The 26,243-nt window shown below is 66.7% G+C and carries 25 protein-coding genes; 20 read left to right on the plus strand and 5 right to left on the minus strand.

The genetic code is table 11. From position 1 onward, the window contains the following. Positions 1 to 6: 6 nt before the first annotated feature. The 13 genes from HHL13_RS21615 to HHL13_RS21675 are packed head-to-tail and all read left to right on the plus strand — an operon-like array spanning position 7 to position 12,465. On the plus strand, positions 7 to 813 hold the full coding sequence (locus tag HHL13_RS21615) for a ketoacid CoA transferase (RefSeq protein ID WP_169558044.1): 807 nt from the start codon (positions 7 to 9) through the stop codon (positions 811 to 813). Then, positions 810 to 1,709: an enoyl-CoA hydratase gene (locus tag HHL13_RS21620; RefSeq protein WP_169558045.1), complete on the plus strand. Its 900-nt coding sequence runs from the start codon at positions 810 to 812 to the stop codon at positions 1,707 to 1,709. The genes HHL13_RS21615 and HHL13_RS21620 overlap by 4 nt, the downstream gene beginning before the upstream one ends. A 2-nt stretch (positions 1,710 to 1,711) precedes the next feature. Continuing rightward, positions 1,712 to 2,794: a nitronate monooxygenase gene (locus HHL13_RS21625; protein WP_169558046.1), complete on the plus strand. Its 1,083-nt coding sequence runs from the start codon at positions 1,712 to 1,714 to the stop codon at positions 2,792 to 2,794. Further along, on the plus strand, positions 2,794 to 3,543 hold the full coding sequence (locus HHL13_RS21630) for an enoyl-CoA hydratase family protein (protein WP_169558047.1): 750 nt from the start codon (positions 2,794 to 2,796) through the stop codon (positions 3,541 to 3,543). The genes HHL13_RS21625 and HHL13_RS21630 overlap by 1 nt, the downstream gene beginning before the upstream one ends. Then, complete coding sequence (locus HHL13_RS21635) at positions 3,543 to 4,706, plus strand: acyl-CoA dehydrogenase family protein (RefSeq protein ID WP_169558048.1); 1,164 nt, start codon at positions 3,543 to 3,545, stop codon at positions 4,704 to 4,706. The genes HHL13_RS21630 and HHL13_RS21635 overlap by 1 nt, the downstream gene beginning before the upstream one ends. Continuing rightward, the gene (locus HHL13_RS21640) at positions 4,706 to 5,719 is read left to right on the plus strand and encodes an acyl-CoA dehydrogenase (protein WP_169558049.1); all 1,014 of its coding nucleotides are present in this window, start codon (positions 4,706 to 4,708) and stop codon (positions 5,717 to 5,719) included. Before HHL13_RS21635 ends, HHL13_RS21640 begins: the two co-directional genes overlap by 1 nt. A gap of 9 nt (positions 5,720 to 5,728) precedes the next feature. Beyond that, positions 5,729 to 6,880: an acetyl-CoA C-acetyltransferase gene (locus HHL13_RS21645; protein WP_169558050.1), complete on the plus strand. Its 1,152-nt coding sequence runs from the start codon at positions 5,729 to 5,731 to the stop codon at positions 6,878 to 6,880. Between the two features lie 2 nt (positions 6,881 to 6,882). Further along, entirely contained in the window at positions 6,883 to 7,785 is a 903-nt protein-coding gene (locus HHL13_RS21650) for an SDR family oxidoreductase (protein WP_169558051.1), read from the plus strand. Continuing rightward, positions 7,786 to 8,823 (plus strand): acyl-CoA dehydrogenase family protein, encoded by a 1,038-nt coding sequence (locus HHL13_RS22880; protein ID WP_169558052.1) that lies wholly within the window; start codon positions 7,786 to 7,788, stop codon positions 8,821 to 8,823. Next, positions 8,820 to 9,998, plus strand: a complete 1,179-nt coding sequence (locus HHL13_RS21660; RefSeq protein ID WP_169558053.1) for an acyl-CoA dehydrogenase family protein — start codon at positions 8,820 to 8,822, stop codon at positions 9,996 to 9,998. Before HHL13_RS22880 ends, HHL13_RS21660 begins: the two co-directional genes overlap by 4 nt. Positions 9,999 to 10,010: 12 nt before the next feature. Continuing rightward, positions 10,011 to 10,793, plus strand: coding sequence for an SDR family oxidoreductase (locus tag HHL13_RS21665; protein ID WP_169558054.1), 783 nt, complete (start codon positions 10,011 to 10,013; stop codon positions 10,791 to 10,793). Next, the gene (locus tag HHL13_RS21670; protein WP_169558055.1) at positions 10,790 to 11,260 is read left to right on the plus strand and encodes a MaoC family dehydratase; all 471 of its coding nucleotides are present in this window, start codon (positions 10,790 to 10,792) and stop codon (positions 11,258 to 11,260) included. The genes HHL13_RS21665 and HHL13_RS21670 overlap by 4 nt, the downstream gene beginning before the upstream one ends. After that, positions 11,257 to 12,465: a thiolase family protein gene (locus HHL13_RS21675; protein ID WP_169558056.1), complete on the plus strand. Its 1,209-nt coding sequence runs from the start codon at positions 11,257 to 11,259 to the stop codon at positions 12,463 to 12,465. Before HHL13_RS21670 ends, HHL13_RS21675 begins: the two co-directional genes overlap by 4 nt. A gap of 124 nt (positions 12,466 to 12,589) precedes the next feature. Here HHL13_RS21675 and HHL13_RS21680 read toward each other — a convergent pair whose 3' ends face one another. The 3 genes from HHL13_RS21680 to HHL13_RS21690 form a co-directional block, all read right to left on the minus strand. Further along, entirely contained in the window at positions 12,590 to 13,762 is a 1,173-nt protein-coding gene (locus tag HHL13_RS21680; protein ID WP_169558057.1) for an amidohydrolase family protein, read from the minus strand. 272 nt (positions 13,763 to 14,034) lie between these two features. After that, entirely contained in the window at positions 14,035 to 15,522 is a 1,488-nt protein-coding gene (locus HHL13_RS21685) for an aldehyde dehydrogenase family protein (RefSeq protein ID WP_169558058.1), read from the minus strand. Further along, positions 15,504 to 16,124 (minus strand): cysteine hydrolase, encoded by a 621-nt coding sequence (locus tag HHL13_RS21690; protein WP_346775625.1) that lies wholly within the window; start codon positions 16,122 to 16,124, stop codon positions 15,504 to 15,506. The genes HHL13_RS21685 and HHL13_RS21690 overlap by 19 nt, the downstream gene beginning before the upstream one ends. Before the next feature lie 330 nt (positions 16,125 to 16,454). On the opposite strand from HHL13_RS21690, the gene HHL13_RS21695 reads away from it, so the two are divergent. Together HHL13_RS21695 and HHL13_RS21700 are read left to right on the plus strand one after the other, a co-directional pair. Continuing rightward, positions 16,455 to 18,767 (plus strand): TonB-dependent receptor, encoded by a 2,313-nt coding sequence (locus tag HHL13_RS21695; RefSeq protein WP_169558059.1) that lies wholly within the window; start codon positions 16,455 to 16,457, stop codon positions 18,765 to 18,767. A gap of 241 nt (positions 18,768 to 19,008) precedes the next feature. Then, positions 19,009 to 20,274: a tetratricopeptide repeat protein gene (locus tag HHL13_RS21700; RefSeq protein ID WP_169558060.1), complete on the plus strand. Its 1,266-nt coding sequence runs from the start codon at positions 19,009 to 19,011 to the stop codon at positions 20,272 to 20,274. A gap of 30 nt (positions 20,275 to 20,304) precedes the next feature. Here the strand turns inward: HHL13_RS21700 and HHL13_RS21705 are convergent, their stop codons facing one another. Continuing rightward, entirely contained in the window at positions 20,305 to 21,420 is a 1,116-nt protein-coding gene (locus HHL13_RS21705) for a Zn-dependent alcohol dehydrogenase (protein WP_169558061.1), read from the minus strand. A 171-nt stretch (positions 21,421 to 21,591) separates the two neighbouring features. Between HHL13_RS21705 and HHL13_RS21710 the strand changes: the two genes are divergently transcribed. Genes HHL13_RS21710 through HHL13_RS21730 form a run of 5 tightly spaced genes read left to right on the plus strand, consistent with a single transcriptional unit; the run spans position 21,592 to position 25,303 of the window. Continuing rightward, positions 21,592 to 22,749 (plus strand): acetyl-CoA acetyltransferase, encoded by a 1,158-nt coding sequence (locus tag HHL13_RS21710; protein WP_169558062.1) that lies wholly within the window; start codon positions 21,592 to 21,594, stop codon positions 22,747 to 22,749. Next, a complete protein-coding gene (locus HHL13_RS21715; protein ID WP_240953954.1) occupies positions 22,746 to 23,174 on the plus strand; it encodes an OB-fold domain-containing protein in 429 nt (142 codons plus the stop codon). The genes HHL13_RS21710 and HHL13_RS21715 overlap by 4 nt, the downstream gene beginning before the upstream one ends. Continuing rightward, the gene (locus HHL13_RS21720) at positions 23,171 to 23,632 is read left to right on the plus strand and encodes a hypothetical protein (RefSeq protein WP_169558063.1); all 462 of its coding nucleotides are present in this window, start codon (positions 23,171 to 23,173) and stop codon (positions 23,630 to 23,632) included. Before HHL13_RS21715 ends, HHL13_RS21720 begins: the two co-directional genes overlap by 4 nt. Before the next feature lie 10 nt (positions 23,633 to 23,642). Continuing rightward, positions 23,643 to 24,512 (plus strand): alpha/beta hydrolase, encoded by an 870-nt coding sequence (locus HHL13_RS21725; protein ID WP_169558064.1) that lies wholly within the window; start codon positions 23,643 to 23,645, stop codon positions 24,510 to 24,512. Continuing rightward, entirely contained in the window at positions 24,509 to 25,303 is a 795-nt protein-coding gene (locus tag HHL13_RS21730) for an SDR family oxidoreductase (RefSeq protein WP_169558065.1), read from the plus strand. Before HHL13_RS21725 ends, HHL13_RS21730 begins: the two co-directional genes overlap by 4 nt. Positions 25,304 to 25,307: 4 nt before the next feature. Here the strand turns inward: HHL13_RS21730 and HHL13_RS21735 are convergent, their stop codons facing one another. Beyond that, entirely contained in the window at positions 25,308 to 26,234 is a 927-nt protein-coding gene (locus HHL13_RS21735; protein WP_169558066.1) for an LLM class F420-dependent oxidoreductase, read from the minus strand. Positions 26,235 to 26,243 lie beyond the last annotated feature (9 nt).

The raw sequence follows: 26,243 nt of genomic DNA on the forward strand, positions 1-26,243 counted from the left end.
CGGAGAATGACCCAGGCTCCCACGCTGGCCGAACTGCTGATCGTCGCCTGTTCCGAGGCGTATCGCGGCAATGGCGAAGTCGTCGCGACGGGTATCGGCCCGGTGCCGCGCCTTGGCGCCAGCCTCGCCAAGCTGACTCACAGCCCCGAATTGATGATGACCGATGGCGAGGCGTTCCTTGTCGAGGAGCCGGTGCCGATCGGACCGCGCGGCTATGACGACCGCAAGGCGGCAGGGTATCTGCCCTTCTCGCGCTTCTTCGACAGCGCGGTGTGGACCGGGCGGCGGCACGCGATGGTTTCGCCGACCCAGATCGACCGGTTCGGCCAGACGAACCTGTCCTGCCTTGGCGGGACCTATACGCAGCCCAAGGTGCAGATGCTGGGCGTGCGCGGCTTTCCCGGCAATTCGATCCACCACGTCAATTCGATGTTCGTGCCTGCGCATTCGAAGCGGATCTTCGTCGAGGGCGAAGTCGATATGGTGTCGAGCGTGGGGTACAATCCCGCGCGGCGGCCGGCAGGGGCGAACTTCTCGGGCGTAGATCTGCGGCTGATCGTCACCGATCTGTGCGTGATGGATTTCGGCGGGCCGGACCATGCGATCCGGCTGGTGTTGCTGCATCCCGGCGTGACCGCCGATCAGGTTATCGAAGCGACGGGCTTCGCGGTGCTGGCGCCCGCCGAGGTGCCGGTCACGCCGATGCCGGACGCCGAGCAGCTGGCGATCATCGCCCGGCTCGACCCCCACAATATCCGCGCCACGGTGATCAAGGGCAATCCGTCCGCCACGCGCGAGGAGGTGGCTGCATGAGCGACGATCTGGTCCCCCCGAAACAGGTCGACATCGTGTACGAGACCGAGGAGCCGGTGCTCTATTCGGTCGATGGCGCGGTCGCCTACGTCACCATGAACCGGCCGGGCTTCAACAACGCCCAGAACAGCCAGATGACCTATGCGCTGGACGCTGCCTTCCGCCGTGCGGTGGACGACGATGCGGTGAAGGTCATCGTGCTGCGCGCGGCGGGCAAGCATTTCTCCGCCGGGCACGATATCGGCACACCGGGGCGCGACCTGCACAAGAGCTTCGACCGGGCGCATCTGCTGGCGGATCACGTCAACAAGCCGGCGGCGGAACTGCTCTACACGCGCGAGCAGGAAGTCTATCTGGGCATGTGCCGGCGCTGGCGCGACATTCCCAAGCCGACCATCGCGGCGGTGCAGGGGGCGTGCATCGCGGGCGGGCTGATGCTGGCATGGGTGTGCGACTTGATCGTCGCGACCGAGGATGCGTTCTTCCAGGATCCGGTTGGCCGGATGGGCATTCCGGGCGTGGAATATTTCGCGCACGGTTTCGAACTGCCGCCGCGCGTGGCCAAGGAATTCCTCTATCTCGGCGAGCGGATGCCGGCGGCGCGGGCGCATCAGTTCGGCATGGTCAACCGCCTGTCGACGCGCGAGACGCTCGACGCCGACGTGAAGGCGATCGCCGACGAGCTGGCGACGCGGCCGCGCCTCGGCAACTGGCTGATCAAGCAGGCGCTGAACCATGTCGAGGAACTGCGCGGCAAGCGCACCGCGATGGATGCGGTGTTTCACATGCACCATTTCGCCCATGCCCAGAACGACCTGACCACCGGCAACAGCCTGGGCGGATTGGATGGCAAGGGCATGGCCGCCGCCAACAAGAAGCAGGCGGGCGAAGGCTGATCATGCACGATCCGCTGTCCACCGTGATGACGCAGCGGCTGGGGTGTCGGCTGCCGGTGATCCAGACCGCGATGGGCTGGGTCGCGACGCCAGCGCTGGTGATCGCATCGAGCGAAGCGGGCGCGTTCGGCTTCCTCGCGGCGGCGGTGATGACGCCGGGCGAAGTGCGCGACGCGATCGCGGCGGTGAAGGCAGGGACGGATAAGCCGTTCGGCGTGAACTTCCACATGTTTCAGCCGGGCGCGGCGGAGATCGTGGAGATCATCCTGGAACATCGCGACCAGATACGCGCGGTGAGCTTCGGGCGCGGGCCGGACGCGAAGATGATCGGGCGGTTTCGCGATGCCGGGATCCTGTGCGTGCCGACCATCGGCGCGGTGAAACATGCGCAGAAGATGGTGCAGTTGGGCGTCGACATGGTCGTGGTGCAGGGCGGGGAGGGCGGGGGCCATACCGGGTCGGTCGCCTCGACCGTGCTGCTGCCGCAGGTGCTCGACGCGGTGCAGGTGCCGGTGATCGCGGCGGGCGGCTTTGCCGATGGGCGCGGGCTGGCGGCGGCTTTGGCCTATGGTGCGGCGGGCATTGCGATGGGCAGCCGGTTCCTGATGACGCGCGAGAGTCCGCTGCCTGATGCCGTCAAGGCGCGGTACGTGAGGGCGGAGACCGGCGACATCATTGTTTCGACCAAGGTCGACGGGATGCCGCAGCGAATGATCGTCAACGAAGCGCTGGGCCGGATCGAACGTTCGGGCCGGATCGGCCTGTGGCTTCGCGCGATCGAGGCGGGGCTGGCGATGAAGCGGCAGACCGGCGCGAGCTGGGCCGAGCTGTATCGCGCTGCCAAGGGCATGACGAGCCACGGCGGGCTTTCGCTGCCGCAGGCGATGATGGCCGCCAGCGCGCCGATGCTGATCCAGCGCGCGGTGGTCGAAGGCGACGCTGCGGGCGGGATCATGGCGACCGGACTGGTTGCCGGGCGGCTGGGCGACCTGCCGGGCTGCGCCGAGCTTCTTTCCAGCATCGAGAATGAAGCGCGCGAACGGATCACTGCGCTGGCTCCCGCAACCGAAAGGCTCCCCGCCTGATGCCGATCACCACGACCATCGAAAACCGGATCGCGGAGATCGTTTTCGACGTGCCGCCGGTCAACGCGTTCGACAGCGAGACGTGGAACAGCCTGCCCGCGATCATCGCCGAGGCGGGACGCAACCCGCAAGTGAACGTCGTGCTAATCCGCGCCGAGGGTCGCGGCTTTTGCGGCGGCGTCGATATCAAGGAGATGCAGGCGCATCCCGAGCGGATCACCCTGCTCAATCGCGGCAATTACCTGACCTTCAAGGGGGTGCGCGATTGCGAGGTGCCGGTGGTCGTCGCGGTGCACAGCTTCGTGATCGGCGGGGGCATCGGCATTTGCGGCGCATCCGACACGATCATCGCCGCCGACGACGCCTATTTCTCGCTGCCCGAAGTCGATCGCGGCGCGATGGGCGGGGCTAGCCACCTGTCCCGCATGCTGCCGCTGCACAAAGTTCGCTCGGCCTTTTTCACCGGCGGGAAGATTCCTGCGGAGGAAGCCTACCGGCTCGGCGCGGTCGAGAAAGTCGTGCCGCGCGACACGCTGATCGAGGAAGCGCGGGCCTTTTGCGCGGTGATCGCGTCCAAATCGCGCAAGGCTTTGGTGATCGCCAAGGAAGCGCTGAACGGGCTGGAGCCGCGTGACGTCGATCGCGGCTATCGCTGGGAACAGGGCTTTACCCTCGAAATGTACATGCACGAGGACAGCCAGCGCGCGCGCGATGCGTTCGTCGAGACGGGCAAGGCGGCGAAATTCTGATGGATCTCGCCTACACTCCCGAACAACAGGCGTTCCGCGCCGAGGTGCGCGAATGGATGGCGGCGAATGTGCCGGTTGGTGCGCTCGTCACGCTTGAGCGCGAGGACGGTTATCGCCAGCATGTCGCGTGGGAACGGCGGCTGGCGTCGGGCAATTGGGGGATGGTCACCTGGCCCGAAGCCTATGGCGGGCGCGGGCTGGACCTGATCCAGTGGCTGATCTTCGAAGAAGAATATTGGCGCGCGGGCGCGCCGAACCGCGCCAACCAGAACGGCATCTTCCTGCTCGGCCCGACGATCATGGAATTCGGTACGGACGAACAGAAAGCGCGCTTCCTGACGCCGATGGCGAAGGGCGAAGTGATCTGGGCGCAGGCATGGTCCGAGCCGGGCGCGGGATCGGACATGGCGGCGATCGCCAGCCGCGCGGTGCGCGACGGGGATCATTATGTGCTGACAGGTCAGAAGACCTGGTCCAGCCGCGCCGCCTATGCCGATTGGGGGTTCGGCCTGTTCCGCACCGAGGAAGGATCGAAGCGGCACAAGGGGCTGAGCTTCCTGCTGTTCGACCTGAACGCGCCGGGGATCACGCGGCGGCCGATCCGCCAGCTGCACGGCGATACTGGCTTTGCCGAACTTTTCTTCGACGAGGTCCGCGTGCCGGTGGCCAACCGGATCTCGGGCGAAGGCGAGGGGTGGAACGTCGCGATGGCGACTGCCGGGTTCGAGCGCGGCCTGATGCTGCGCAGCCCGGCGCGGTTTCAGGCGACGGCGGCACGGCTGGTCGAGCTGTGCCGGGCGCAGGGTTCGCGCGTGTCGCCGGGCGCGCGCGAAGCCGTGTCGGCGGCGTGGAAGGGCGCGCAGGCGTACGCCTACAACACCTATATGGTCGCGTCGCGGATCATTGCGGGCGGGCATATCGGCGCCGAAGCCAGCCTCAACAAGATTTTCTGGTCCGAGCTGGACCGGGCGATGCACCGCACCGCGATGCAGATCCTCGGCGCGGCCGCCGAACTGCGCCACTTCGCCGATGGCGAGGTCAATGCCTGGCTCGAAGGCTATATCTTCTCGCTCTCCGGCCCGATCTATGCCGGGTCGAACGAGATCCAGCGCAACATCATCGCCGAGCGGTTGCTTGGCCTGCCGCGGCAGGGAGCGGGCTGATGGATTTCCGCCTGACCGAAGACCAGCGTGCGCTTGTCGATGGGGTGCGCGAATTCCTGTCCGGGACGCATGGCGCCGAAGTGCTGCGTGCGCTGGACGGTGAACCGACGCGGCGTTCGTCCGCGATTGCCGCAAGCCTGGTGGAGATGGGACTCCCGGGCCTGATGGTGCCCGCCGATCAGGGCGGGCTGGGGCTCGGCACCGTCGAAGCGGTGCTGATCGCGATCGAGGCCGGGCGCGCGGGGCTGTCCGAACCGTTGATCGACGGCGCGTTCGTCGCGGCCCCCCTGCTGACGAATGCGGGCGGGCAGGATGCGTTGCTGGCGGCGATCGCATCGGGCGAAGCGCGGGTGGCGTTGCAGCATCCGGCCAATCCGTGGGTCGCCGATCTGGACGGGGCGACGCATGTACTTTCCGCGCGGGCGGGCGGGCTGCTGATCGGTACAGCAGCGGCGCAGCATCCGGCGGACAGCGTCGATCCGCTGCGGCGCTTGTCCAAGCCAGTCACCGTGGCTGGCACGCCCGTCGCAGGGAGCTCCGACGATCTGCTGAACCGCGCGGCGCTGATGGCAGCGGCGCAGGCGCTGGGTGCGGCGGATGCGATGCTGGCATTGTCGGTCGACTATGCCGGGACGCGGCAGCAGTTCGGCGAGCCGATCGGCGCGTTCCAGGCCGTGAAGCATCACCTCGCCAGCGCGACGGTGGCGATCGAATTCGCCCGGCCGGTGCTGCTGCGCGCGGCCTGTGCCGTGGAGCATGGTGAGGCCCATGCTTCGGTGCATGTCAGCCATGCCAAGCTCGCCGCGTGCGACGCAGCGGTGGCGATGGCCGAGACCGCGATCCAGGTCCACGGCGCGATGGGCTATACCTACGAAGTCGACCTCCATTTCTGGATGAAGCGCGCCTGGGCGATGGCCGGCGCGTGGGGCGACCGCGCCTTCCACCTTTCCCGGATCGACGCTGCCGTGATCGGCGGCGCGATCCCCGTCGGCCCGGCCGAAACCTTCGCTTGAGGAACTGAGATGGCCGAAGCCTATATCGTCGATGCAATCCGGACGCCCACCGGGCGCAAGAAGGGCAGTCTGGCGGAGATGCACAGCGCGGACCTTGGCGCGCATGTGATCGGCGACGTCGTGGCGCGGCTGGGCTTCGATCCGCTGGCGGTGGACGATGTCGTGTGGGGCTGTGTCGACGCGATCGGGCCGCAAGCGGGCAATATCGGGCGGAGCTGCTGGCTGGCGGCGGGACTGCCCGAAGCGGTGCCAGGGGTGACGATCGACCGCCAGTGCGGATCGTCGCAACAGGCGATCCACTTCGCGGCGCAAGGCGTTCTGTCGGGCACGCAGGATCTGGTGCTGGCGGGCGGCGTGCAGAATATGAACGCCATCCCGATCTCGGCGGCGATGTTCGCCGGTCAGACTTATGGCCATGAAACGCCCTTCTCCAATTCGCCGCTTTGGACCGCGCGCTACGGCAGCGAGGAGATCAATCAGATCTACGCCGCCGAGAAGATCGCCGACACCTGGGGGATCAGCCGCGAGGACATGGAAGTCTATGCGCTGGAATCGAACCGGCGCGCCGAGCGGGCGATCGACGAGGGGCGGTTCGACCGCGAAGTCCTGCCAGTCGGCGACTTCGCGATGGACGAGACCGTGCGGCGCGGGACCACGCTGGACGGGCTGGCGGGCCTGAGGACCGTGCGCGAGGGCGGCAAGATCACCGCAGGCGTCTCCAGCCAGATTTCGGACGGCGCGTCGGCGGTGCTGATCGCCAGCGAGCAGGCGGTGAAGGATCATGGCTTCACCCCGCGCGCGCGCATCCACCACCTGAGCGTGCGCGGCGACAGCCCGGTATTCATGCTGACCGCGCCGATCCCTGCAACCCGACACGCGCTGGCGAAGACCGGCCTGAAGCTGTCGGACATCGATCTGGTCGAGATCAACGAGGCGTTCGCCAGCGTGGTGCTGGCCTGGGCGAAGGAACTCGACGCCGATCTGTCGCGCGTCAACGTCAATGGCGGCGCGATCGCGCTGGGGCATCCGCTGGGCGCTACGGGCGCGAAGCTGATGACGACCCTGCTCCACGAACTCGAGCGCACGGGCGGCCGCTATGGCCTGCAGACGATGTGCGAGGGCGGTGGACTGGCCAACGTCACGATCATCGAGAGGCTGTGAAGATGGGGATTTGCGAAGGCCGGACGGTGATCGTCACCGGCGCCGCGCGCGGGCTGGGGCGCAGCTATGCGCTCGCCTTTGCCGCCGAGGGCGCGAACGTGGTGGTGAACGATATCGGCACCAGCCTTTCGGGCGAGGGGCGGGATACCTCTGCCGCCGATGCGGTGGTCGCGGAGATCGTCGCGGCGGGGGGCAAGGCCGTCGCCAATTATGACGACATCACCGACTGGGACGCCGCGAAGCGGATCGTGGCAGCGGCGATCGACGCGTTCGGCGGGCTCGACGTGGTAGTCAACAATGCGGGAATCGTCCGCGACCGGATGTTCGTATCGGCCACGCCCGAGGAATGGGATGCGACGATGCACGTCCATCTGCGCGGCCATTTCTGCGTTTCGCGCCATGCCGTGGATTATTGGCGCGGGGTGCAGAAGGCGGGCGGCAAGGTCGACGCGCGGATCATCAACACCACCAGCGGCGCGGGGCTTCAGGGATCGATCGCGCAGGCGGCCTATTCGACCGCCAAGGGCGGGATCGCCGCGCTGACCCTGGTGCAGGCCGCCGAACTTGGCCGCTATGGCATCACCGCCAATGCGCTGGCTCCGGCTGCGCGGACGCGGATGACCGAAGGGGCGTTTGCCGAGAAGATGGCGGCGGTCGAGCAGGGTTTCGACAAGCAGGATCCGGACAATATCGCGCCGACCGTGGTGTGGCTCGGCTCGGCGGAGTCCGCGCATGTCAGCGGATGCGTGTTCGAGCTGGAAGGCGGGCGGATCACGATCGAACGGGGCTGGGACCTTGGCCCGACGATCGAGCAGGATGCGAAATGGGCGCCGGCCGAGGTGGGTGTCGCGGTCGATGCGCTGCTGGCGAAGCGGCCGGCCCCGCGAGCCGTCTGGGGCAGCTAAGTGCATTTCGCCTTCACCAGCGAACAGGCGATGATCGCCGAGACTGCCGCGTCGCTGTTCGCGGAAGCGGCGATGAGCGAACGGACCCGGGCGGCGATGGCCGACGGGACCGGGCTGGACCGTGCGCTGTGGGCGGAGTTTTCGGGGATCGGGCTGGCCGGGGTGGCACTGCCCGAAGTTTATGGCGGGGCCGGGCTGGGGATGGTCGAGCTGGCGATCCTGGCCGAAGCGGCGGGGCGGCATGTGGCGGCGATGCCCTTCATCGCCAGTTCGGCGATGGCGGCGAGCGCGATCGCGGCGGGGGGATCGGAGGCGCAGCGCGCGGAATGGCTGCCGCGGCTGGCGAGCGGGGAAGCGATCGGGACGCTGGCGCTGGGTGGCGCGGATGCGACGATCTTCGACTTCGTGCCGCATGGCGCGGTGGCGGATCTGTTCGTGGTTGCCGCGGGAGACCGGCTGGCGCTGGTGACGCGGGATTGCGTGACGGTCGCCGCGACCGTGACGATGGACCAGACGCGGCCACTGGCGCGCGTGTCGCTGGATGCGGCGAAGGGCGAAGCGCTGCCATTCTCGGGCGATGCGCTTGCCGCGGCGCAGGCGGCGGGGTGCGTCGCCATCGCTGCCGATGCGCTGGGCGGAGCGCAGGCGTGCCTCGACCGCACGGTCGGCTATGCGCGCGAGCGTATCCAGTTCGGGCGGGCGATCGGCAGCTTTCAGGCGGTGAAGCACCGGCTGGCGGACATGATGGTCGACATCGAGCAGGCGCGATCGGCAGTCTATTGGGCCGCCTGCGCGCTCGACGAGGGCTCGGCCGATGCCGCGATTGCGATCCATGCGGCCAAGGCGTTCGCGACCGATACCTATTCCATCTGTGCCGGGGCGATGATCCAGCTTCATGGCGGGATCGGCTTCACGTGGGAGCATGACGCGCATCTGTTCTTCAAGCGCGCGCGCGCCGACCGGACGCTGCTCGGCACGCCCGAATGGCATCGCGAGCAGATCGCGCGGCTGATCGGGCTGGAGAGCATCGCGGCATGAAATTGGGGTTCTCAGAAGCCGAGGAAGCGTTTCGCGCCGAGGCGGCGGCGTGGCTGGATGCTGCGCTGTCCGGCCCGTTCGCCGATGTGCGCGGCGTCACCAGCCTGGTCGAGCAATCGGATCGGCGGCGCGAGTGGGAGCGGCATCTGGGCGCGGCGCGGTGGAGCTGTGTCGGCTGGCCATCCGCCTATGGCGGACGCGATGCCAGTCTCGCGGAACAGGTTATCTTCGCCGAGGAATATGCCCGGGCGGGCGGGCCGGCGCGGCTCAACCATGTCGGGATCGAACTGGCCGGGCCGACGATCCTCGCCTTCGGGACCGAGGCGCAGAAGGCGCGCTTCCTGCCCGCGATCGCGGCCGGAGAGGAAATCTGGTGCCAGGGCTATTCGGAGCCGAACGCCGGGTCCGACCTCGCCAATATCCGCACCCGCGCGTGGCGCGACGGGACCGACTGGGTGGTCGAAGGGCAGAAGGTGTGGACCAGCCTTGCCCAATTCTCCGACTGGATCTTCGCGATCGTGCGCACTGGTGAGGGCACGGTTGGGCCGAAGGGACTGTCCTTCCTGCTGGTGCCGATCGACCAGCCCGGCGTGACCGTGCGCCATATCCACCAGATGACCGGTGAAGCGGAGTTCAACGAAACCTTCTTCGACGGCGCGCGGACGGATGCGGGAAATATCCTGGGCGAGCCCGGCGATGGCTGGAAGGTCGGCATGGCGCTGCTGGGGCTGGAGCGCGGCGTTTCGACGCTTGGCCAGCAAATGGGGTTCCGCAACGAACTGGACGCGGTGATCGATGCGGCGCGGGCGAACGGGACCGCGGCCGATCCGCGCATCCGCCAGCGGATCGCTCAGGCCGAGATCGGCCTGAGGCTGATGCGCTACGGCGCACTGCGGATGCTGACCGCGACCGAGGACGGCACGGCCAGCCCGGCGGCGCTGACTTACAAGATTCAATGGGCAACGTGGCGACAGTCGCTCGGGGAGCTGGCGATGGACGTGCTGGGGCAGGCGGGCGAAGTGGCGGAAGGCAGCGACTACGCCTTCCCGCTGCTGCCCAACCTGTTCCTCTATTCGCGCGCCGACACGATCTATGGCGGGACCAACGAGATTCAGCGCAACATCATCGCCGAGCGCGCGCTCGGCCTGCCGCGCGAGCCGCGCGGCAACGCCTGAGGAGAGACCGGCTTGGCCAATATCCCACCCCCTTATCCGGCGCCCTCGGGGCTGATGAAGGGCAAGACGATGATCATCACCGCCGCCGCAGGCAGCGGGATCGGCGGCGCGCTGGCGCGGCGCGCGGCGGAGGAAGGCGCGACCCTTCTGCTGTCCGACACGCATGAGCGCCGGCTGGGCGAGACCGCCGACGCGATCGCGGCGGAGGGCCATGCCCGGCCCGCGACGCAGCTGTGCGACGTGACGCAGGAGGATCAGGTGCAGGCGCTGATCGCTGCCGGGATCGAGCGGCTGGGGCGGATCGACGTGCTGGTCAACAATGCCGGGCTGGGCGGGGCGGCATCGGTGATCGAGATGACCGATGATCAATGGTCGCGCGTGATCGACGTGACGCTGACCAGCGTGTTCCGCATGACCCGCGCGGTGCTGCCGCACATGTACGAGCGGCGCGCGGGGGTGATCGTCAACAACGCCTCCGTGCTCGGCTGGCGCGCGCAGAAGCTCCAGTCGCATTATGCGGCGGCGAAGGCAGGCGTGATGGCCTTTACCCGTTGCTCGGCGGTCGAAGCGGCGGAGCATGGCGTACGGATCAACGCGGTGTCGCCCAGCCTCGCGATGCACGCGTCGCTAGGCAAGGTGACGCCGCCCGGCCTGCTCGAGGAACTGACGTCGCGCGAAGCCTTCGGCCGCTATGCCGAACCGTGGGAAGTGGCGAACGTGATGCTGTTCCTCGCTTCGGACCTGTCGTCCTACATGACCGGCGAAGTGCTTTCGGTGTCGAGCCAGCAGGCATGAGCGCGACCGTCTTCGAGACGCCCAGCGCGCTGCTCGGCGGGGTGGGCGCCGTGCTGGGGCCGAGCGAATGGGTGACGATCGAGCAGGATCGCGTCGACCTGTTCGCGCGCGCGACCGACGATCACCAGTGGATCCATGTCGATCCCGAGCGCGCGCGCGACGGGCCGTTCGGCGGCACCATCGCGCATGGCTATCTGACGATGAGCCTCGTCAACCGCTTCCTGCCCGAACTGATCGAGGTTCGCGGCGTATCGATGGGCGTCAATGTCGGCGTGGACCGGCTGCGCTTCCTCACCCCGGTCCGCACCGGCGCGCGGATTCGCGGTGTCGGTGAGATCGTCTCTGCCGAGGATGCCAAGGGCGGGGTGCAGGTCGTCGTCCGCGTCACCGTCGAGATCGAAGGCGAGGCGAAGCCAGCCTGCGTGGTCGACACCATCAGCCGTTTCTATCCGGAGCCCCAGCCATGACTCGCGAAGCCGCCATCATCTCCACCGCGCGGACCGGGGTGGGCAAGGCCTATCGCGGGGCGTTCAACGATACCGAGGCGCCGCGCCTGTCGTCGCACGTCGTCGATGCCGCGATCGAGCGCGCGGGGATCGATCCGGCGCGGGTGGACGATTTGTATCTCGGCTGCGGCAATCATTGGGGGACGCAGAGCTATAATCTCGGGCGGCTGACGGTTCAGGCTTCGGTGCTGCCCGACGAAGTGGGTGGCTTCACGCTCGACCGGAAATGCTCGTCGGGGCTGAACGCACTGGCGCTGGCGGCCCGGGGGATTCTCGCCGACGAGATCGACGTCGCGGTGGCGGGCGGCGTGGAGAGCATCTCGCTGACGCTCAACGCGCATACCCCCGCCTTCCGCAACCGTTCCGAGCTGGTGAAGGCGCATGATCCGCACGCCTATATGGCGATGATCGAGACGGGGGAGATCGTCGCCGATCGCTATGGCGTATCGCGCGAGGATCAGGATGCATTCGCCGCGCGCAGCCAGCAGCGGGCTGGCGCTGCACAGGCGGCTGGCCGGTTCGTCGACGAGATCGCGCCGATCACGGTCGAGAAGGCGCTGTTCGACAAGGAAGGCAAGCCCGCGGGCAACGAGCGCGTGACGCTCGATCGCGACGAGGGCGTGCGCGGCGATACGACGGCGGAGAAGCTCGCCGGGCTGAAGCCGGTGTTCAAGGACGGGCTGGTGGTGAAGGAAGGGCGGCACATCACCGCCGGCAACGCCAGCCAGCTTTCCGACGGGGCATCGGCGCAGCTGGTGATGGACCGGGCGACCGCGGAAGCCGAGGGCCTGCCGATCCTGGGCATCTATCGCGGCTTTCAGGTCGCGGGCTGCAAGGCGGAGGAGATGGGCATCGGCCCGGTCTTCGCGATCCCCAAGCTGCTCAAGCGCGCGGGCCTGTCGATCGGGGATATCGGCCTGTGGGAGATCAACGAGGCGTTCGCCAGCCAGGCGCTCTATTGCCAGCGCGAACTCGGCATCGATCCCGAGAAGCTCAACGTAAACGGTGGTGGGATCGCCATCGGCCATCCGTTCGGCATGACCGGATCGCGTCTGATCGGCCATGCGCTGATCGAGGCGCGGCGGCGCGGGGTGCGGTACGCGGTGGTCTCGATGTGCGTCGCCGGCGGCATGGGCGCGGCCGGGCTGTTCGAGATTCCGGGCTGAAGAAGGGCGGATACGCCGCCAATTCCGCCCCCTCCCTTATCGGGCAGCGGCAATCCCTGCCCAGAATGACGATGGCCGGTCCCTCCCCAGGAACCGGCCACCGCTTTCCCCCTTTTACGGGCGATCAGAGATCGAAGTGATAAATGCGGGCGGCGTTGCCGCTCAGCACCTTCTTCTTGTCTTCCAGACGCATACCGTCGGTCATCTTCTCCGCGACCTCGACCGAGTTCGGCCAGATCGTCGCCGAGTGCGGATAATCCGACGAGAAGAGCGACATGTTGGCGAGATACGGGTACTTGCCGGTCTTGATCAGATCGTAGCCGACATAGTCGTCGATGTTCGAGGTGAAGATGTTCACGCCGACGAAATCGGCCGGGCTGCGCTCGAGCTTCACCGGGAACCAGCCCTTCTGGTTTTCCCAGTGATTGACCATCGTCTGGACCCAGAAGGGGACCCAGCCGCAATCGACCTCGGCGCCGACGATCTTCAGCTTCGGGTGGCGATCGAACACGCCCGCAAAGATCATGTAGCTGAGCGGGCGCACCGCCGAGAAATAGCGCAGCACGATGCCGCCGATGCTGACGCGCTGTTCGACAAGTTCGTCCCAGTCGGTCTTGTCGGGCTTGCCGCCATGATTGCGATGGAAGGCGAGCGTGAGGTTCAGGTCGCTCGCCGCGCGCCACAGCTCTTCATAATGGGTCGGGTGATTGTAGGGATGCTCGGGCATGCCGGGGATGAAGCATCCGCGCGCGCCCTTCTTCGCCACGCGCTGCATCTCGGCGATGGCCAGATCGATGCCCTGATCGACCGGCAGCAGCGCGAGACCGGCGATGCGCTTCGGATCGGCGGCCTGGAAGTCCTCGAGGATCCAGTCGTTATAGGCGCGCATACAGGCGGCGGCGAGTTCGGGATCGGGCATCGAATAGAGGCCGATCCCGGCATCGGGAAAGCAGACCGAGCCGTACAGCCCGTCGATGTCGAGATCCTTGAGATGCTCGTATCCGTCCCAATTGCCCGGGCGCAGCTCGTCGAAGCGCATCCCGCTGAGCTTGAAATCCTTGCGTTCGAAACCGGCCATCGCTTCGATGCCGAAGGTGCGCTTGGGCGTCTTGCCGTCGAAGCTCCAGCCTTCGCCGCCATCGGTGCCGTCCATGATCCGCGGGGCGCGATCCTTGAGGTGAGCGGGCACGCGATCGACGAACACGCCGCGCGGCTCGTTCACGTGATTGTCGGCGGAGATCAGCAGCACATTGTCGCTGACCCGTGGCGTCGGCCGTTCCAGTAGAGCTTGGTTCATCCTGTCCTCGCTTGCTTTTTGCCGGTCGCGGAACAGGCCCCTCAGCGAGGGCGCCGGAATCCCGCGAATCACTCTGCTCGGGCAAATTGCGCGCAATCAAAATACAAAGCAATCGCTTTGTTGGTTGCGCGCTCGCGGAACGCTGCCTCGGAGGCCTTAGCTCCTAGAAAATGGCGATCCGCACAGAGGCAATTCTATACCAAGCGATCGATTGGTAATTTGACCCAAAAAGGCGAGCGGCATGTTTGCGCCGCTCGCCCCGGCTGTCCGGTTCAGGTAAGATCGACCCAGACGCTCTTGGTGTGCTGATAGCCGCGCAGGCTCTCCATGCCGCTGTCGCGGCCGTATCCGCTCTGCTTCATCCCGCCGAAGGGCAGCGCCCAATGGATGCGGCGATAGGTGTTGATCCACACCGCGCCGACATCGACGCCCGCCGCGACGCGATGCGCCCGCTTGAGTTGGTTGGTCCACAGCCCGCAGGCCAGGCCATAGGGGGAATCATTGGCCATCCCGATCGCTTCCTCCTCGTCGTCGAAGGGGACGATGCAGGCCACGGGACCGAAGATTTCCTCGCGATAGATGCGCATGTCTGGCCGGACCCCGGCGAACAGGGTGGGCTGGACGAAATAGCCGCCACCCAGCGCCGAGCCGGGTTCGAACAACTCCGCGCCCGATCCGCCGCCCAAAACCATCTCCGCGCCTTCGTCGAGGCCGATGTCGAGATAGGAGCGGACCTTGCCATATTGCCCCTCCAGCGCGATCGGGCCCATCTGGGTGGCGCGGTCCATCGGATCGCCCAGGCGGATCGCAGCGGCGGCGCGGCCGATCCGCTCGATCATCTCTTCATAGACCGGCCGTTGCACCAGGATGCGCGAACCCGCGATACAGGCCTGACCCGCGCCGCCGGTGTAGATGGCGGCGGTGGTGACGCCCACCGTCGCCAGATCGAGATCGGCGTCGGCGAAGACGATATTCGCGGACTTTCCGCCCAGTTCGAAGCTGAGCGGCTTGATCGCCGAAGCGGTCCGCGCGGTGATCGCGCCTGCCGTTGCGGTGGAGCCGGTGAAGGCGATCTTGCCCACGTCCGGATGCCCGGCCAGCGCATCGCCCGCGACCGAGCCGAGGCCCGCGACGACGTTCATCACGCCGGGCGGGAAACCGGCCTTCTCGAACAGCGCGGCGGCTTCAAGGATCGAGCAGGACGCACTCTCGGGCGGCTTGACCACGATGGTGTTGCCGGCGGCCAGCGCCGCGCCGGCCTTTGCCACGAAGATGGCGAGCGGGGCGTTCCACGGCACGATCATGCCGATCACGCCGATCGGCTCGCGCTGGACATAGTTGATGCTGGCGGGACCGATATCGACCGTCTCGCCGTGGATCTTGTCGGCGGCGCCGGCCCAATAGTGGAGCATCTGCACGACAGCGGGCAGGTCGCCGGCAGTCGTCTCGGTGAGGATTCGGCCATTGTCGCGAGTCTCGATCTCGGCGAGCGACTGGCTCCATTCGGCGAAGGCGGCGGCCAGCGCACGCAACAGTGCGGCGCGCTGCATCGCCGGCGTTCGCCGCCAGGTGCGGAAGGCGCGCCTGGCCGCGGCGACGGCGTCGTCGATATCGGCCGCGCCGCCGGCCGGGACCTGCGCCCAGACCTGCCCGGTGGCGGGATCGATGCTGTCGATCCATTCGCCCGAGGCGGCGGGCCGCGCCTGACCGTCGATCAGGTTGAGGAACTGGCGGGGGGCGTTCACGAGCCTGCCTCCCATGCGGCGGCGAGTTCATCGGCGGTGGAGATTGTCGCCAGCAGCGACAGCGACTTGTCGATCACGGCATCGACATAGTCGTCCGGGAAGCCGCCGACGCAATCGCGTGCGAGGATGACGCGATAGCCGAGATTCACCGCTTCGAGGCACATGCCGAAGACTCCCATGTTGACCGACACCCCTGCCGCCACGACCGTATCGACGCCGAGATTGCGCAGCGTAATGTCGAGCGACGTCCCGCTGAAAGGGGAAAGGCCGTGGAAGCGGCGGAAGACGAGGTCCTCAGGCCGCGGCGCCAGTTCCTGCACCACTTCGGCGCCCTCCGAGCCGGACAGGATGTGCGACGGGTCTTTCGTGACGTAGCGCAGCATCGGCGAATTGCGGCCCGAACCTTTCAGGTCGGAACGGAACTCGGCGTTGCAATGGACCACCGTCGCGCCGGCCAGGCGCGCGGCGTTCATCAGCCGGGCGAGGGAAAGGATCACCTGCCGCCGCTGGATCGCCTCGACAAGCGGCTGAATCGAGCTGCGGTCGCCCACGACGCCGCGCTGCATCTCCATACTAAGCAAAGCCGCTCGCGACAGGTCGATATGATTCGTTCCCACTGTCCTGCTCTCCCATCTCAACGGTTATAAACCAACCGATTGCTTTTTGAAATTGACCCGTCAAGCGTCGCTGCCGGGCGGTCCCGTTCCGGCCGATATAACGCTCTGATTAGTCACGTGTTTTCGTGCTGGAGTTCGAGAATTCCGGCACTTCGATTGCCCGTTCCTCGCCAGAACGCTTCAGCTATAGTCGGGCGAAGACACCTCACCACCGGGAGCAAATTTCAGACAACCACCAATTGGGGATATGGATAAAAGCAAGCGATTGCTCTAATCATCGCTCCATAAGAGTGAAACGCGACGCGAATCGCAGTTTTCGGGGAGAGGAAAATGAGAAAAATCGAACAGTTCATGCTGGCGGGTGTCGCGAGCATGGCGCTGATGACGCCAGCGCAGAGCTGGGCCCAGCAAGCGCAGGATCAGGATCCTGCCGCCGAGCAGGACGGCAATCGCCTCGAGGAAATCGTCGTGACTGCCCGCCGCCGCGAGGAAGGCCTGCAGAAGACTCCGATTTCGGTTTCCGCGATTTCCGAGGAAGGGCTGGAGCAGAGCAATATCCAGCAGATCGACAAGGTCTCGCAGCTGGTGCCGAACGTCGCGCTGACCGCGACCCCGAGCTTCCTGGGCGGCAACACCGCCTTCATCCGCGGCATCGGCGCGCAGGATCCGTCGCTGGCGCTCGATACGCCGGTCGCGACCTATATCGACGGCGTGCTGATCGCGCGTAACCTGTCGAGCAATCTCGATCTGGTGAATGTCGAGCGGATCGAGGTGCTGCGCGGCCCGCAGGGTACGCTGTTCGGCCGCAACACCACGGGCGGCGCGATCAGCATCACCACCAAGAAGCCGTCGCGCGATTTCGGTTTCGAGCAGAAGTTCGGCATCGCCAGCTTCGGCGAATGGTCGTCGCGCACGCTGCTGGAGACGGGCGAGCTGGGCGGGAGCGGTATCGCCGCGTCGGTCGCGTACATCCATCGCGAGCGGAACGGCTATGTCGACAATCCGTTCGCACCCGGCAGCATGGATCCCGGCGCGATCAATTCCGAAGCGGTGATGGCGAAGATCCGCGGCGAATGGGGCAGCGTCCGCGCGACCTATTCCTACGACTACAACCACATGGTCGGCGTGCCGGCGGCATTCCAGTTCCGCTACGCCTCGCCGGCGGTGACCAATTATTTCGGCACCCAGACGACCGGCAATCGCCAGGTCATCACGCCTGCCTATCAGTCGACGCTTGGCCTGCGCCCGCTGGAGCAGGAGATCACGATCCAGGGCCACAGCTTCATCCTCGAAGCCGATCTGGACGATCACCTGACGATCAAGTCGATCACCGGCTATCGCGACTACGACGCGCTGATGACCACGGCCTACAGCCCGCCGGGCATTTTCGGCCCGACCGGCACCGCGGGCACGATCCGCGAAGTCTTCGTCTATCAGGCGAATGCGAAGCACGAATATGCGAGCAGCTTCTCGCAGGAGCTTCAGCTGCTGGGCACCTATGAAGGCTTCAATTTCGTCGGCGGCCTCTTCTATTTCGAGGAAGACGGCGGCGAGGTGAATCCGAGCCAGTATATCTTCGTCTCGTCGGCGTTCGCCGGTCCGACCAACCCGCTGGGCGGCAATCTGCTGTCATCGCTGGCGGCGTATGATGTGAAGACCAAATCCTATGCGGCCTTCGCGCAGGCGAGCTGGCGCCCGGGCGGCCCCGACGGCAAGCTCGAGATCACGGCGGGTGTGCGCTACACCAAGGACGACAAGTCGGCGGTGCAGACCGCCGCGATCGCCCGCACCGGCAGCGACGAGTTCAGCAATTTCTCGTATCAGGCGACGGTCTCGTACCAGTGGACGCCGGACGTGATGACCTATGCCAAGTTCGGCACTGGCTATCGTTCGGGCGGGTTCAACGTCCGTGCATCGGCCGCGGGCCAGCGCTTCGACTTCCCGGCCGAGCGCGCGACCGCGGGTGAAATCGGCCTGAAGTCCGAACTGTTCGACCGCCGCGTCCGGCTGAACGCGTCGCTGTGGTACACCGATTACAAGGACCTGCAGACGACGGTTTACACCAACAATGCGGGCGGTGCGGCGTCGGGCTTCACCAATCCGGCCAAGGCGACCTTCCAGGGCTTCGAAGCCGAATTCACCGCGATCCCGGTCAACCACCTGACCCTGAGCGCCAGCGTGGGCTATACCGACGCCGACTATCAGGAAATCTTCTTCCCGGCGCCCGTCACCGGGGTGGTGACCAACTATGCCAGCATCAGCCACTTCGTCTATGTGCCGAAATGGACGGGCAATGCGAGCATCCAGTACGAGATCCCGGCCACGCCGATCGGCGACATGAACTTCCGGGTCGATTACTCGGTGATGAGCCGGCGCTGGTTCCACCAGAACAACCTGCCGAACCTGAACCCGTTCAACGACCAGATCTCGAGTCCGGCGCACTATAATCTCGATGCGCGCTTTACCCTGTCGGACATTCCGGTCGGGCTGGGCAAGACGTCGCTGAGCCTGAGCGCCTATGTCGAGAATCTGACCAACCGCCACTATCCGGTGTCGGGGATCGATTTCGGCGCGCTGGGCTTTGCCGGCAACGTTTACAACATGCCGCGCCGCTTCGGGCTGGATTTGAAGTTCAAATACTGATCGTCCGATCCGCGCAAAGAAAGAGGGGCTCGCCGGCTGGCGGGCCCCTTTCGATTGGGGCGTCGCCGATCCAGGGTGGCGCGCTCGCCAGTGCACGGTGGCGGGCGAACGGCGGCGAGGTGGTGGCTGGAAACTGTAAAGGATCCGGGGGCGATGGGTCATTTGTCGAGTGCGCAGCCGATGACAATTCTCGAAATTGCAGCGAAGATCGCGGGGCGCTGAGTCTCGGGGGAGGGGGCATATGTTCAAGGTTGTGTCGTGGCCGGTTTCGATCGGCTGTCTGCTTCTGGCGGCCTGTCTGGGCCTGGCGGCTGCGCTCGAGCTGCCCGCCCATGCCACCGGAAACCAGCCCACGGCCCGCCCGACGGTCGAGGAAACCCTGCAGGACGGGCTGGCGGCATTCGAGCGGCAGGATTACCCGACCGCCTTTCGCATCCTGAAGAAATGGGCCGAACGCGGCGATCCGACCGCGCAGGACGTGCTGGCTTACATGTATGAAAACGGATGGGGCGCGGACGTCGACCACAAGATGGCGGTGTTCTGGTACAGAAAGGCCGCGGCGCAGGGCGCGACTCCTTCCGAATCCAGCCTTGGCCGAATGTATGAGGCTGGATTCGGCGTCGAGCGGAATCCCTCCTATGCGGCCTGGTGGTACAAGAAGGCCGCCGACAAGAACTATCCGGGCGCTCGCGACCGGCTGAACGCACTGCTCAGAGCCGGCGTCATGATTGCGCAGCCTCCCGAACCTGCCCTCACCCGCCAGGCCAGCGCGCCTGCGCCCCGACCGGCAGCCCGCATGGTCGCATCTCCGCCCGCGGGCGGCAGGCCGATCTGGCCGACGGGGATGGAGCCGGGCAATCTCTATTTCGTCAACAACCCCAATCGAACAATTTATAGCAACTCGCCGCCGATAATGGTGTCCGCGCGGAGCGCTCCGGAGGCGCTCAGCCGGATCGATCAGGCCGAACGGGCTTGGCACGCAGAACGCGGCAGGGCCGGGCTCGCCAAGCCCTTTCAGGTCATCGCCGGCGGCGAATGCATCGGCCCAGCCTGGGGGGCAATCGTCGGCGCCGCGAGTTCCGCCGGCAAACCTGTCTGGGGCGCTGGTTGCGGCAAGACCCCGGCCGAGGCGTTCGAGCTGGCCTATGCCAATTGCGAACGCACCGGGACCGCGTGCAAGACCGTCAACACCTGGATCGCCTATCTGGGGCTGAGTGGCAGCAGTTCGTGGAACGGCACCTATTGCGAGAGCGGCTGTTATCCGGACGGGGAGGTGCGCTTCGCATCCTTCGCCGCCTATGCTGCGACCAGCTTCACCGATGGGCCGAGGCTGGGCGGTATGGCCGATACGCTCGCTACGTTCGGCGCGCCCTGCGTCGTCGGGCAGACCTGCTTTTACACCTCGGTATCGTCCGCCTGCCACTTCAACACGCCGATGCATCTTCGCACGGAGAAGTGCAGCGCCGCCGCGCTGACGCGGAACGGTTATAGCGGCACGATACGCTGAGGCGTCGGGCGGGACGAACGCCCGCCCGCCTCACAACAGCCGCGGGTCGATCGTCACGACCGTGCGGATATCCTCCGCCTTCTCGGCATTGGCGAAGGCTTCGCGGATGTCGGTCAGCGGATATTTATGGCCGACCAGCTCGTCGAGCTTCAGCCGGCCGCTCTGGTAGAGATCGATGATCCGGGGAATTTCGCGGCCGGGGATGTTGTGGCCGCCGAGGCAGCCGAGCAGGCGGCGGTCGAACATCAGGCCGGCGTTCACCGCGATATCCTCGCCCCACGGCACCACGCCGATCATCACCACCGCACCGCCGCGCGCGGTCATGGCGAGACCCTGTTGAATCAGCGCCTTGCTGCCGACGACTTCGAACGCATAATCGACTCCGCGCGGAACGATCTGTTTTACCGCGGCGATGTTCTCCGCGCCGTCGTCGCTGGCGGTCAGGCAATGCGTCGCGCCGAGATTGGCGGCGAGGTCGAGCTTGGCCGGGTTCCTGTCGATCGCGATCACCCGGGTGGCCCCGGCGATGCGCGCGCCCTGGATCACGCTCATCCCCACGCCGCCGCATCCGATCACTGCGACGGTCGCGCCGGGGCGGACATCGGCGACGTTGAACACCGCGCCGAGGCCGGTGGTGAGCGCGCAGGCGGTGATGCACAGCGTGTCGAGCGGCAGGTCCGGCTTGACCTTCACGATCATCGATCGCCGCACCACTGCATATTCGGCCATCGAGCCGACCCCGACAAAGGGATAGGCGGGCGTGCCGTTCAGGCTGAGCCGGGTGCTGCCGTCGGGCATCTCGCCATAGACGCTGCGCATTTCCGGCCCCTCGCAGAAATGGAGCTTGCCCGAGCTGCAGGTGCCGCACAGGCCGCACGGGCCGTACATCGCGATCACTACCGGGTCGCCGCGCTTGAGATCGGTGATGCCTTCGCCGACTTCCTCGATGACGCCGGCGCCTTCATGGCCCAGTACCATCGGCATGTTCTTGAGGACGTTCGCCTTGCCGTGGACCGCATGGACATCGGATCCGCAGACGCCGGAAGCGGCGATGCGGACCAGTACTTCGCCCGCGCGCGGGGCGGAGACGGTGACGTCCTCCAACACCGGGCCTCGGGTGAAATCATGCAACATGGCAGCGCGCATCCCGTCCTCCTCCGTCTCTCTGTCGTTCGCCGACACCTAACGATTTGATCGATCGCTTGTCGAGTTTTTATCTCGTAAATTAGAGAATGGAGCGAATATACCAACCGAACGCTTGGCAAATCTGAAATCGGCTGATATCCGCAATCCGACAAGAGGCGATTGGGGCAGAGGGTGAGCTTTTCCGGAAAGGCAGCGATCGCGGGCATCGGCTTCACCGAATTCTCGCGCAATTCGGGGGTGACGACGCTCACGCTGGCGCTGCGGGCGATCCGCGCCGCGCTCGACGATGCCGGCCTCTCGCCGGACGAGGTCGATGGCGTGGCCACGCACCGGGTCAGCGATTCCGCCGCGAGCATGACCGTCGCGCAGGCGTTCGGCATCCGCGACCTCAAATATTTCATCGACCATTTCGGCGGCGGCGGATCGTCGCATCAGGTGATCGGCCATGCGGCGATGGCGGTGACGGCGGGCGTGGCGGACTATGTCGTCTGCTATCGCGCGATCAATGCGCGATCGGCGTTCCGCATGGGCGGCACCGGGCGCGGCTTCGTGGACTCGCCCGAGACCCAGTATCAGGCGCCCTACGGCTATTACACGCCGCCCCAGCAATATGCGATGATCGCGCGGGCCTATATGGACCGCTATGGCGCGAACGAGCGGCACTTCGGGGCCGTCGCGGTGAACCAGCGCGCCAACGCCCTGCTCAACGACCGCGCGATGATGCGCAAGCCGATGAGCTATGAGGATTATCTCGCCTCGCCCTGGATCGCCGAGCCGTTCCGGCTGCCCGATTGCTGCCTCGAGACCGATGTCGGCGTCGCGGTGGTGGTGTGCAGCGCCGAGCGGGCGCGCGACCTGCGCCAGCGCGCGGTGCTGATCGACGGCGCGACCTGGGGCGGCGGCGCGACGCTCTATTCGATCGGCGAGCCCGACCTGAACGTGTCGGGCGCGCGGCATATGGCGCCGCGGCTGTACCGGATGGCGGGGCTTAGCCCGGCCGATGTCGATGTCGCCATGCTGTACGACTGCTTCACCTTCGCGGTGTTGCTCCAACTGGAGGATTACGGCTTTTGCGCGCGCGGCGAGGCCGGCGAGTTCGTGCTGAGCGGTGCGACCGCGATCGGCGGGACGCTGCCGGTCAACACACATGGCGGGTTCCTGTCCGAAGGCTATGCGCACGGCATGAACCACGTCGTCGAAGCGGTGATGCAGCTCCGCGGGCAGGCCGGGGCGCGGCAGGTGAAGGATGCGCGGATCGCGCTGAGCACGGGCGCGCCGGGCTATGTCGGCGGGGTGACCAGCGCGCTGCTGCTGAGGGGGGATGCATGACGCAAGTGACCGACCGGCCGATGCTGCCCGCCGATCCGGATTCGTCGCCCTACTGGGAAGCGATCGATCGCGGCGAGCTGCGTGTCCAGCGCTGCACCACCTGCGCCACATGGCGCTGGCCGGCGCGGGCGATGTGCAACCATTGCTTCGGCTTCGATCATGACTGGCCGGCGGTGAGCGGCAAGGGAACGGTTGCGAGCTGGGTACGAACCCATCGCGCCTTCCTGCCGCAATTCGCCGACGATCTGCCCTATGTGACGGTGACCGTCCGCCTCGCCGAGCAGCCGGACCTGCTGCTGGTGGGGCAGCTTGCCGATAGTCATGCCGAGCCCGAGCCCGAGCCCGAGATCGGGATGCCGGTGCGCGCGGTGTTTCGCGGCGTCTCCGAAGGGCGCGGCCTCGTCTTCTGGGAGCCCGAGGCATGAGCGAGATCCCCGGCCCGCGCTACCGTCATGCCGATGACGAGGAATGGCGCGAAATCCGCGCGCAGCAGCATGGCGAGCGCCGCGTGTCGGTATGGGAGAAATGGCTGGAGTTCAGCCCGAATTGCATGACGCTGATCGGGCGCTGGGATCCGGGCATGATCGTCCACAAGCACGGCCATAACAGCCATCAGGTCGTCTATGTGCTAAAAGGCTCGATGATGTGCGGCGACACGCTGTGCACCGAGGGGATGCACATCACGCTGGACGAAGGCGCCGCGCTGGGGCCGCTGGTGGCGGGACCGGAAGGCGTCGAGCTGTTCGAAGTGATGTTCGGCGATCCGCGCTCCTGGCCCGCCGATCCCGAGGGGTTCGAAGCGTTGCTGGAGGAACGCGGCGCGGTGAAGCTGCCCAATCCGCCGCTCGTCTTCCCCGACTGGATCAGGGATTCGCGCAATTGATCGGCCGCGAATGAGCGATACGCCGGACTGGTTCGCGGACGCGCTGGCGCAGGCGCCGGAGCGCAGCTTCATCGACGTGGAGGGCGCGGCGATCGAGCTGCTGGCCTGGGGCGAGCGCGGCAAGCCCGGGCTGATGCTGCTTCACGGCAGCGGCGCCCATGCCAGCTGGTGGCGGTTCATCGCGCCCTTCTTCGCCGCCGATTACCGTGTCGCCGCCATCTCATGGTCGGGCATGGGCAATTCGGGCTGGCGCGAGGAGTACAGCATCGAGCAGATGTCGCGCGAGGCGCTGGCGGGGGCGCGGGCGGCCGGGCTGTACGATCATGCCGACCTGCCGGTCTATGTCGCACACAGCTTTGGCGGGGCGCCCTTGCTGCGGCTGGCGATCGACCATCCCGAGGCGATGCGCGCGGTGGTGATCGTCGATACCGCGGCCGAGCCGGACCTCGGTGCGATCGAGGCGCTGGAAAAGCCGTTCCGCGAGCAGCACCGGCCCTATGACGATCAGGGCGAAGCCAAGCAGCGTTTCCGCTTCCTGCCCGACGACGAATATGCCCCGGCCTATATCCGCCGCTTCATTGGCGACGAGTCGCTGCGGTTCGACGAGGCTACCGAGCGGTGGATCTGGAAATTCGACCGTCAGCACTGGAAGCCGGGCGATCTGCGAACCAAACCCTGGGCGCTGGTGCCGCAACTCCGCGTGCCGGCGTCGTTCATTTACGGCGAGCATACCTCGCTCTTTTCGCCCGAAAGCATCGACCGGATTCGAGATGCGTCGGGGGAGCGGCCGCCGATCGAGATCGTGAAGGGGGCGGGTCATCATGTGATGATCGATCAGCCGCTGGCGTTCGTGGAGGCGCTGCGAGGCCTCTTGCCGTGATCCGGTTCGACGGGCAGGTCGCGGTGATCGTCGGTGCCGGCGCCGGGCTGGGCGCGACGCTGGCGCGCCGGTTTGCCGAGGCCGGAGCGGATATGGTGGTCGCGGCGCGGACCGCGGCTTCGCTGGAGGGCCCGTCGACAGCGGTGCGCGCCGCCGGGGGCCAGGTGCTCGCGGTCGAGACCGATATCGCCGATCCCGTTCAGGCCGAGCGGCTGGCGGCGGCGGCGATGGCGCGATTCGGCCGGATCGACGTGCTGGTCAACGCCGCTTTCCCCAACTCACCGCGCAGCCGGATCGTCGACCTGACGCCCGAGGGGCTGGAGGCATGGCGGCGGACGGTGGAGATCGGCGGGTACGGCACGCTGCTCGCCTGCCGCTTCGTCGCGCCCCACATGATCGCTGCCGGGCGTGGGGCGATCGTCAACGTGACTTCGATGTCCAGCCGGATCGGCTATGCCGAGCGCAGCGACTATGGCGCGGGCAAGGGGCAGGGTCACCTGATCGCCCATGCGCTGGCGGACGAATTGGGGCCGCACGGCGTGCGCGTGAACTGCGTCGCGCCGGGGCATATCTGGAGCGCGGGGCTGGAGCGCTTCTACCGCGCGCAGGCGGAGAAGCATGGGACCACATTCGAGGACGTGCTCGCGGAGCATAACCGCGAAATGGCGCTGCGGCGGATCGTCACCGAGGACGAAGTCGCCAACGCGGTGCTGTTCCTTGCCTCCGACCTCGCGTCGGGCATTACCGGGGCGGTGATCGATGTGAACGCGGGGCACCAGTTCACGCCCTGAGTCGTCAGGTCCGGCCGGGCAGCTTCGCGATCACTTCCGCCCCGAAGCGTTCGACATTCTCGATGAACCCCGCACGGCTGGGTGCGGGCAGGGCGATCGCGCTCCAGGTGACACCGATCGCGGCGAGGGCGTGGAGTTGCTCGAGGATGGCGTCGGTCGGCGCCATTTCATGGCCCATCATCATCTTGAACGGCACCATGCAGACGTCGAACGGCCGGGTGATCCCGGCCTGGCCGCGCAATTCCATCGCATAGTCGATCTTGATCCGCAGATCGTCGATCGTGGCGATATCGTCGGTGCCGGTGATCGCGCTGAGCTTGCCCTTGGCGGGGAAGGGCGCCCAGCCGTCGCAATGGTTCACCGCGCGGCGAATCGCCAGCGCGCTGTTGCCGCCCGCCCAGATCGGCGGATGCGGTCGCTGGAGCGGCGCGGGACGGGCGATGTTGCCGGGCGCGTTGAAATGGAGGCCCTCGAATGCGACCGCTTCGCCGGTCCATGCGGCCTTCATCGCGGCGAGGGCTTCGTCGACCAGCTTGCCGCGCTGGGTGAAGTCGACGCCGAGCGCGGCAAACTCCTGCTGCATATAGCCCACGCCGACGCCCATGATCAGGCGGCCGTCCGAAAGGCGATCGATGCTGGCAACCGACTTCGCGGTGAGGAAGGGATTGCGATAGGCCAGCACGATCAGATGGGTGTGCAGCTTCAGCCGGGTGGTTGCCGCCGCCGCAAAGGACAGAGCGACGAACGGATCGAGCGCATGGTGTCCGCCATGATTGATCCAGCCTTCCGCGGGGAAGGGATGATCGGTGACGTAGCAGGCGTCGGCGCCGCTCGCTTCGATCGCGCGGGCCAGGCTCGAAACGGCTTCGCCGGTCAGGAACTCGTCAGGCTGGGATACGTCCTCGATCGGCAGGTGCAGTGAAATCCGCATGGAGGGTCC

Origin of the sequence: Sphingomonas sp. G-3-2-10 (assembly GCF_012927115.1) — a bacterium.
Lineage (GTDB): Bacteria > Pseudomonadota > Alphaproteobacteria > Sphingomonadales > Sphingomonadaceae > Sphingomonas.

Coding starts and splice junctions, on each gene's coding strand:
- HHL13_RS21660 (WP_169558053.1), top strand. CDS start 8,820: ATGAAATTGGGGTTCTCAGAAGCCGAGGAAGCGTTTCGCGCCGAGGCG.
- HHL13_RS21700 (WP_169558060.1), top strand. CDS start 19,009: ATGTTCAAGGTTGTGTCGTGGCCGGTTTCGATCGGCTGTCTGCTTCTG.
- HHL13_RS21645 (WP_169558050.1), top strand. CDS start 5,729: ATGGCCGAAGCCTATATCGTCGATGCAATCCGGACGCCCACCGGGCGC.
- HHL13_RS21695 (WP_169558059.1), top strand. CDS start 16,455: ATGAGAAAAATCGAACAGTTCATGCTGGCGGGTGTCGCGAGCATGGCG.
- HHL13_RS21720 (WP_169558063.1), top strand. CDS start 23,171: ATGAGCGAGATCCCCGGCCCGCGCTACCGTCATGCCGATGACGAGGAA.
- HHL13_RS21620 (WP_169558045.1), top strand. CDS start 810: ATGAGCGACGATCTGGTCCCCCCGAAACAGGTCGACATCGTGTACGAG.
- HHL13_RS21705 (WP_169558061.1), bottom strand. CDS start 21,420: ATGCGCGCTGCCATGTTGCATGATTTCACCCGAGGCCCGGTGTTGGAG.
- HHL13_RS21670 (WP_169558055.1), top strand. CDS start 10,790: ATGAGCGCGACCGTCTTCGAGACGCCCAGCGCGCTGCTCGGCGGGGTG.
- HHL13_RS21615 (WP_169558044.1), top strand. CDS start 7: ATGACCCAGGCTCCCACGCTGGCCGAACTGCTGATCGTCGCCTGTTCC.
- HHL13_RS21640 (WP_169558049.1), top strand. CDS start 4,706: ATGGATTTCCGCCTGACCGAAGACCAGCGTGCGCTTGTCGATGGGGTG.
- HHL13_RS21735 (WP_169558066.1), bottom strand. CDS start 26,234: ATGCGGATTTCACTGCACCTGCCGATCGAGGACGTATCCCAGCCTGAC.
- HHL13_RS21635 (WP_169558048.1), top strand. CDS start 3,543: ATGGATCTCGCCTACACTCCCGAACAACAGGCGTTCCGCGCCGAGGTG.
- HHL13_RS21630 (WP_169558047.1), top strand. CDS start 2,794: ATGCCGATCACCACGACCATCGAAAACCGGATCGCGGAGATCGTTTTC.
- HHL13_RS21685 (WP_169558058.1), bottom strand. CDS start 15,522: ATGGGAGGCAGGCTCGTGAACGCCCCCCGCCAGTTCCTCAACCTGATC.
- HHL13_RS21715 (WP_240953954.1), top strand. CDS start 22,746: ATGACGCAAGTGACCGACCGGCCGATGCTGCCCGCCGATCCGGATTCG.
- HHL13_RS21650 (WP_169558051.1), top strand. CDS start 6,883: ATGGGGATTTGCGAAGGCCGGACGGTGATCGTCACCGGCGCCGCGCGC.
- HHL13_RS21725 (WP_169558064.1), top strand. CDS start 23,643: ATGAGCGATACGCCGGACTGGTTCGCGGACGCGCTGGCGCAGGCGCCG.
- HHL13_RS21680 (WP_169558057.1), bottom strand. CDS start 13,762: ATGAACCAAGCTCTACTGGAACGGCCGACGCCACGGGTCAGCGACAAT.
- HHL13_RS21625 (WP_169558046.1), top strand. CDS start 1,712: ATGCACGATCCGCTGTCCACCGTGATGACGCAGCGGCTGGGGTGTCGG.
- HHL13_RS21675 (WP_169558056.1), top strand. CDS start 11,257: ATGACTCGCGAAGCCGCCATCATCTCCACCGCGCGGACCGGGGTGGGC.